This is a genomic window from Xanthovirga aplysinae, assembly GCF_009711365.1.
In the GTDB taxonomy this organism is placed as follows: domain Bacteria; phylum Bacteroidota; class Bacteroidia; order Cytophagales; family Cyclobacteriaceae; genus Xanthovirga; species Xanthovirga aplysinae.
In genome coordinates this window covers 1-7,018 of sequence record NZ_SMMB01001048.1, presented here as the reverse complement: position 1 = coordinate 7,018, position 7,018 = coordinate 1, and the positions used below count along the sequence as shown (strand labels likewise).

Annotated in this window: 6 protein-coding genes; 3 read left to right on the top strand and 3 right to left on the bottom strand. The window is 38.1% G+C overall.

Annotated elements, in window-relative coordinates; genetic code table 11:
- Positions 1 to 1,033, top strand: a 1,033-nt coding sequence (locus tag E1171_RS11385; RefSeq protein WP_155206130.1) for a rhodanese-like domain-containing protein, incomplete at its 5' end; no start/stop codon positions are given.
- A 276-nt stretch (positions 1,034 to 1,309) separates the two neighbouring features.
- On the opposite strand, the gene E1171_RS11380 is transcribed toward E1171_RS11385, so the two are convergent.
- Both E1171_RS11380 and E1171_RS11375 read right to left on the bottom strand, forming a co-directional pair.
- Positions 1,310 to 2,293: an amidohydrolase family protein gene (locus E1171_RS11380; protein WP_155206129.1), complete on the bottom strand. Its 984-nt coding sequence runs from the start codon at positions 2,291 to 2,293 to the stop codon at positions 1,310 to 1,312.
- Positions 2,294 to 2,439: 146 nt separating this feature from the next.
- Entirely contained in the window at positions 2,440 to 2,829 is a 390-nt protein-coding gene (locus E1171_RS11375; protein ID WP_155206128.1) for a VOC family protein, read from the bottom strand.
- 279 nt (positions 2,830 to 3,108) lie between these two features.
- Between E1171_RS11375 and E1171_RS11370 the strand changes: the two genes are divergently transcribed.
- Together E1171_RS11370 and E1171_RS11365 are read left to right on the top strand one after the other, a co-directional pair.
- The gene (locus tag E1171_RS11370) at positions 3,109 to 3,264 is read left to right on the top strand and encodes a hypothetical protein (RefSeq protein WP_155206127.1); all 156 of its coding nucleotides are present in this window, start codon (positions 3,109 to 3,111) and stop codon (positions 3,262 to 3,264) included.
- 246 nt (positions 3,265 to 3,510) lie between these two features.
- Complete coding sequence (locus E1171_RS11365) at positions 3,511 to 6,318, top strand: AAA domain-containing protein (RefSeq protein ID WP_155206126.1); 2,808 nt, start codon at positions 3,511 to 3,513, stop codon at positions 6,316 to 6,318.
- Between the two features lie 109 nt (positions 6,319 to 6,427).
- Here E1171_RS11365 and E1171_RS11360 read toward each other — a convergent pair whose 3' ends face one another.
- Positions 6,428 to 6,829 carry a YchJ family protein gene (locus E1171_RS11360; RefSeq protein ID WP_246164288.1) on the bottom strand — a complete coding sequence of 134 codons (402 nt, stop codon included), beginning with the start codon at positions 6,827 to 6,829 and terminating at the stop codon, positions 6,428 to 6,430.
- Between the last annotated feature and the right edge of the window lie 189 nt (positions 6,830 to 7,018).

Below are 7,018 nucleotides of genomic sequence, written 5' to 3'. Positions count from 1 at the left end.
TGAAAAGGGAAAAGAACATGCTGTTTTTACTGGAGATACTTTATTTGTGGGAGATGTTGGGCGTCCTGATCTTGCAGTTAAATCAGATCTAAGTGTGGAGGACTTGGGAGGATATTTATATCATTCCATAAAGGAAAAACTTTTAACATTACCTGAGGGTGTAATTGTGTATCCGGGGCACGGGACTGGTTCCCTATGCGGGAAAAGTTTAGGAAAGGAAAGAGTGAGCACTATTGGAGATCAAAAAAGGCTCAACTATGCCCTACAAGTTGATAACGAAACAGAATTTATTAAGGTGGTCACCACCGGACTAAGCGCACCTCCACAATATTTCCCAAAGAACGCAGCCATAAATAAGAGGGGGTATGATCCCATAGATTCCATCTTGGAACAAGCCAACAATCCCCTGGATACCTCTTCCTTTAGTATGGGGATGAGGAAGGAAAATGTAATTGTTATTGATTCCCGGGATGTAACTCAATTTAGCTCAGGATTTGTACCTGGCTCAATCAATATTGGATTAAAAGGATCTTTTGCCGTTTGGTTGGGAACCTTAGTACAAGATCTCCAAACTCCGGTTTTGCTGGTTACTGAAAAGGGGAGAGAACAGGAAACTGCCTTACGAATGGCACGTGTGGGTTATGAAAATGTTTTAGGATATCTTAAAGGAGGTTTTGAAACTTGGCAAAAAGCTGGCCTTGAAGTGGCTACCATAACCAATATTTGTCCCATTGATTTCAAAAATAATATGATAAGCACTTCAATCATTGATGTACGTAGAGAGGAAGAATTTAGAGAAGGACATTTAGATAATGCTATAAACATTCCACTAGCGACTATAGCCGATAATTTGTCTGGTTTGGATAAGTCAGTAAAGTATTACTTGAATTGTAAATCTGGCTATCGGTCAATGATCGCTGCCTCAATTCTTAAAAGGAATGGATTTGAATATATTGTAAATGTAAAAAAGGGTTATGAGGGGATACTTGATGCTAGCAAAACTTGTTGCTGTTCTAAGACCTTAAAATTCTAAAATGACTATTTTTTTGAAGTGCAAAAAATATTTGGTACTTAGGATTTCGCTGATTTTTAGAAGAGAACATAACTAAGAAATTTTTTAACATGCTTTAAGTTAAATATACTAATCTGGTTAAAAGTCTTGGTCAACATTTTAAAATGTGGACCCTTTAATTTGGAGTGTCGGTGGTGTTTGAAATGGCCGAATTTTAATAAAAAAATGTTTTTATGGAAGCTTTTCCATATTCGGACATTGGCCATTAAGTAGTTTCAATTGAAAAGTGCCAAGTTTTTATTCTAGATCCAGCTTGAACAGGTTAATAGCATGGGTGCGGCCAATTTTTTCTCGTGTTTCATTTGATATGACCTTAGTGTTGTCAAACCAGGAGGCAGCGTCTTCCATGGTTTCAAAAGGATAGTCAGTCGAGAAATAAATTTTGTCATGGTCAATCACATTTAGGGTGCAGCGGAAAGCGGCGTCGTTAAAGTTCCCACTGCAGGTGAGGTGAAAATGATCCCTGAAATAGTCACCGATCGGCCGTTTTCCTCTATATCCACGAGGAGAGAAAAGCATACGCTCCTCTAGACGATTTAAAGCAAAGGGAATGGTTTCACCCAGGTGTCCCAGGCATATACGCAAGTTAGGATAATCATCAAACAGGCCAGAGCCACACAACCTCAAGGAATGAATGGAGGTTTCGACGCCAAAGCCCCAAGGGGCACTCATTAACCAAGGGTGCCCGTCATAATTCTGGGACCTGGAGGGGATCGGCATACGTGGGTGCAAATAGAAGGGGACTTCCAACTCTGATACGGTGGCCCAAAAAGAACGGTATTCTGGGAAATCATAAAACTTAACATGATCAGGATGGACAATTTGTTGAAACCCATTGACCATTATTCCTTTAAACCCAAGCTCTTTTACGCAACGGATTAATTCCTCTGATGCCATATCAGGATTATGTAAAGGCAAAGTAGCCATGCCACCATAATGCTGGGGATACTTGGAAATCGCATAAGCAAGTGTATCGTTGGCCTTCTTGGCTATCCTCATTGCTTTATCAGGATTCAAAATTGCTTGAACACCAGGTGAGTTGAGTGACAATAGAGCGTACTCAATACCATTCTTGTTCATGATTTCTAACCTTTCTTCATCAAGGTCTAAAATCTGCCTGCTAAAGTTACCCCAGTTACCACTTTCTCCAGCAAATGCTCGACTGAATTCCAGGGTTTCTTTTATGGCAAAGGTTTCTTCAAATCCTATTTTACCTTTCATTCCTAAAACTTGGGAGGTAATTTCAATAGAGGATAAAGTTGTTTGATTTAATTCTCCGTTATTCTGTGGGTTAAAATCTGGTTCACTTTAAATTTACACCAATTTTTGTAAAACCCTTCCTTTTCACTAATGACTTTTCTTCTCGTTTATTTCCTTTGGATGTAAAATTTATCTACACCGTCTTCCATTAGTAGGTTGCTATTGGCGATAATGGATTGCAATTGATTGTTTTGTTGAAGTTCATCCATTGTCCCTCTAACGTGTTCGATTAAGTTATTGTCTTGATCGTAGATATAGATTTCTTGTGGAAGGATAACTACCTCTTTTATTTCTGGTTCCATAGCTTCCACTGCTTCTCTGGCTAAGTCTAACTCTTCTTCAGGACTCAAAATTATTTCGAAAGCCATTTCTACTGAAGCTATCTCGGCTTCTCTCTTGTTTCCCGAGAAGGATGAGATAGATAAGATTAATGTTAAGGCACCTAAAAATAAAATGGGCACTATTGAATTGGATTGGAATATGGAAAGGATTTTCATAGCTGTATTATTTAGTGTTTTTAATTTTTAGTCTGTGCCTAAATTATTTCAACTGTTGTGCCATAACTATTAAAATAGCCCTTTACAGATAATGGAGGCTTATTTTTGGGTATTGGGAATATTTTTTGTGTGCGTTTTTGAACATGTGTTGTTTTGGAGCGCACAAATTACGATTGAAAGGTGATCTAAGTTTAATAGGTGAAAAATGGGAAAGGGAAGAGGTGATTCTTTGTTTCGGGTAGAGTGGTGTTCGGGGAGGAAGGTCGAACGTTATTAAGAATGAATAGAAATCCTTGTTTGGAAGGGTCTATTGATAGGATGTTCAGAAGGTTATTCCTATTTGTTTACAATTCAGCCCCAACTTCTGGATTAAGGTTTGCCGATGTGCAAGATCGATTAAATATAACAATAGAGGATAATGGAGCGACAGTTTAAGTAGTTAAGTTTCTCAATCATACTGATCAATTCCTAAATTAAATGGAAGTCTTAAAGAGATTAATCTCCCGGTATTGACCAAGATAAAATAAATAAGAAGTCAACGTTTATATCAGGGACAATCCAATTCATATAGTTGCATAAATGAATACTTTCCCCTAAAATGCACTTCTATTTATTTTGACAGGTGAAATTTAATTCATTTAGCAGCCTCTTTTTTTAATAAAGATTTTTATTTTAGAATTCATGCCGATAAATCTTCCTAAACTCATTTCTTATTTTCATGATTGTTATCAAGCTGATAACCGAGAATTAACCTTGTTCGATTTCTTGGATAGTAAGGTGGAAAATCGGGTCTATATGGAAGGAAAGGAGGAGTTGTTAACTGGTGCTTATCCCATCGTTCCCATAGATAGTACTAAGGCCGTACTCATTCAAAAAAAACTAGAAATTTATGAAAAGGAAAAAGAGTTAATTTATGCCTCTTTTTTTATCTGTGGGCATGCGGCAGATATGAAGGGCGAGATAAAAAGGGTTTGCGCTCCTCTGTTTTATTATTCCGCTCAAATAGAAGAAAAAGAGGGCCTCCATTATTTATCCATTGATCCAGAAAAACGGAGGGTTAATTTTCCTTTATTCCGATTATTGGGAAAAGAGACAGGGGAAGGGGAATGGCAGGATGAGCTATTAGAGAAATTCCCCCAAGGCTTTATTGGGTTTGAAGATATAGGTTCCATCAACCAAGTTTTTCAAAAATACTTTTCATCTATAAATAGAGATGAATTATATGCTTATCCACAGAACGTAGGGATTAAGTACATTAGGCAGGTAATCAAAAAACTCAAGAAAGCTGAACCCGCTACCTTTCAGTTGCTGCCTGGTAGTATGTTGGGCATTGTGAGTAAATCCTTCAATACTCGAGGGGTGCTCAATGAACTTCAAGAAATTGCCCAATCCAATGATTTCTCTTTTCCTCTTCAGTATTTGTTTGGAGAAAAATCAGAAATTCGGAATAAAGTTACCTATCAAAAAGGAAGGCTACCCATTATTCTTAGTGAAGCGCAACAAGCTTTATTAAAGTCTGCTGCTATCAATCCACTGACCTTAATAGTAGGTCCTCCAGGAACAGGTAAAACTTATACGATTGGAGCTATTGCCATAGAGCACATGAGTAGGGGGGAGTCCGTTCTTATTGCCTCGCGAACAGATGAGGCGGTTGATGTGATTGCAGAAAAGATCAGAGGACAGCTCGGTTTTGACAGGTGCGTGGTGAGAGGTGGTAATAAACGTATTTATACTACTTCCTTGAAACGATTTTTAAAAGCATTATTAACTCGTGTGCATTCCCTTAGGTATTTATTAAAGGAATTTAACCTTCCTAAGGTGTTGGTAGGTAGCCTTGGTCTGGAAGAACTTATTCAAAAATTGAACAGTAAAATTGACAAGGATTTTTGGGAAATGGAGGCCTTGGAAAAGATGTTTCACGAGGAGGTAGGTAATGAGTTAAAATGGGGAGAATACTTAAGTCAGGAAAACCAGGGGTTGTGGCATCGCTTAAAAACCAAATACATTGATCTAAATAATAAGATGCAAACCCCTTTGTGGGAGATTTATGATAATATCAGTAAAAATGATGGTGAACAGGTTAAGGACATCTTAGAAATAATTCGATTACAATATGTGGCGCAGTTGTTAGGAGTTGTAAAGAATAACTGGAAGGATTTAAAAGGGTTTTATGAGGCTATACAACAGGATAGTGATACCGAGAGGTTAAGTAAATTTGAGCAGATTGATATGAAGGCTTTGCTAAAAGCATTTCCAATTTGGTTGGTAAATCTTTCCAGCATAAAGGATGTAATGCCATTGCAAAAAGAGTTGTATGATGTTTTGATTATCGATGAGGCTACCCAATGCGATATTGCCAGTTGCCTTCCATTGATGCAACGTGCTAAACGGGTAGTTTTTGCGGGAGACCCTAATCAGTTGCGCCATGTATCTTTTTTGTCCCGTAGTGTACAATCTTTTTTTCAAAAAAAGTTTCAGCTGGAGAAAGTAGAAAAAGATACTCTCAACTATAGGGAGAAGAGTATTCTGGATTTGGCTATGAATGCCTTGCAAGCTGGTGACCAACTAGCAATGCTGGATGAGCATTTTAGAAGTGTGGGGCCCATCATCGCCTTTAGTAATGAGCGATTCTATGACAATTCCTTGAGGATCATGACAAAAAGACCTGATGCAATAGAAAAGGGATTGTATTTGAATCAACTGAAGGGGATAAGAGAACAAAAGGGTCATAATGTAATGGAGGCAAGCCAATTGCTAAAAAATGTGAGGATAAAAATTGATCAAGAAGCGGATTTAGCCAAAGAGTACTGTACCAGTATTGGGGTTTTATCACCTTTTCGGGCCCAGGTGGATTATATTGGAGGGCAGCTGTACGATAATTTTTCCATGAAGGAAATTGAAAAACATCAATTAAGAGTGGGTACTGCTTACAGCTTTCAGGGAGAGGAAAGAGATATTATGCACCTTTCCTTTGCCGTTGACGCTGAAACACATCCTTCGGCTTTTCATCATGTCAATAAAGAAGATGTATTTAATGTCTCTATCACAAGGGCAAGGCAGGAACAACACATTTATTTATCTGTAAAGGAGGAGGAGCTGAAGAGGAATTCTTTACTAAGGGATTACCTAGAAGCCGTTCAGGAAGAAGTGTGTCATCTTCCCCAAAGCCCTATAATTCATGATAGGTTTTTAGAAGAAGTTATTGATATATTAGAAAAATGGAAGATGGGTAAGTACTGGAAGGCTTATCCCATAGCAGGCTTAACCATTGATCTTTTGCTAAAATACAAAGAACACTATTTGGGAATAGACCTGGTGGGCTACCCTGGAGAATTTGAAGGGGCTTTTGGAATAGAACGTTTCCGTATATTGCAACGTGCCGGGATAAGGGTTTTTCCTTTGCCTTATTCCGACTGGTACTTTGAAAGAGATAAGACAACTAAGGCTTTGAAGGCTTTTATCTTCAAAGAGGAGAAGGGCCTAAATTAGCAACTAAGAGCTTGGAAAGGGGGTTGAAATGTAAATACTTCTCCGAACAATCTCCTTGGGTTTTCCATTTATTTTTCCCCAGTAGGGGAAGAGTCCTGTGATTTGGGTTTCAGGTAAGAAAAACTCCTTTTACATAATACCACTTACCATCCTGTTTTCTGAATTCGGAATTCTCATGATGTAGACCTCCCTTACCATCTTTGTTCAGGTAATATGCCTTAAACTCCACCCCTCCCTTTTGGTCTTCTTTCTGACCCTTTTCAGTTTTTACAATTTCTAATCCTACCCATTGAATGTCCTTTGAATGTTCCTTAATTTCCCGGCGATCTTGTGCTGTTCTGTTTTCGGGCCAAGAAGTGTCCACAAGATAGTCCACTTCCATTTTTACAAAAGCAGTATAGCGCGAACGCATCAATTCTTCAGCGGTGTTGGGGAATGCTTCCCCCTTAATAAACTTTCCACAACAGTTGTTATAATCTCTGGCAGAGCCACAAGGACATTTTTTTTTCATGCTTTTTCAATAAATGGTTTCCGTATTCCTCAATAATTGCTTTGGTCGGATTACTTTAGAATTATTTCAATCCTAAAATATCCAGCCCAAAAATAATTCGTCCATCAAACAAATATCTTGATTTTTTCAATCTTTTTGGATTTGCATTTAAAGGATTACCTGAATTTTTGAGAATTTCTTCCGGGAAAA

Excerpts from the sequence above, each read along its gene's own strand:
- E1171_RS11380 (WP_155206129.1), bottom strand. The coding sequence starts at position 2,293 with ATGAAAGGTAAAATAGGATTTGAAGAAACCTTTGCCATAAAAGAAACC.
- E1171_RS11375 (WP_155206128.1), bottom strand. The coding sequence starts at position 2,829 with ATGAAAATCCTTTCCATATTCCAATCCAATTCAATAGTGCCCATTTTA.
- E1171_RS11370 (WP_155206127.1), top strand. The coding sequence starts at position 3,109 with ATGAATAGAAATCCTTGTTTGGAAGGGTCTATTGATAGGATGTTCAGA.
- E1171_RS11365 (WP_155206126.1), top strand. The coding sequence starts at position 3,511 with ATGCCGATAAATCTTCCTAAACTCATTTCTTATTTTCATGATTGTTAT.
- E1171_RS11360 (WP_246164288.1), bottom strand. The coding sequence starts at position 6,829 with ATGAAAAAAAAATGTCCTTGTGGCTCTGCCAGAGATTATAACAACTGT.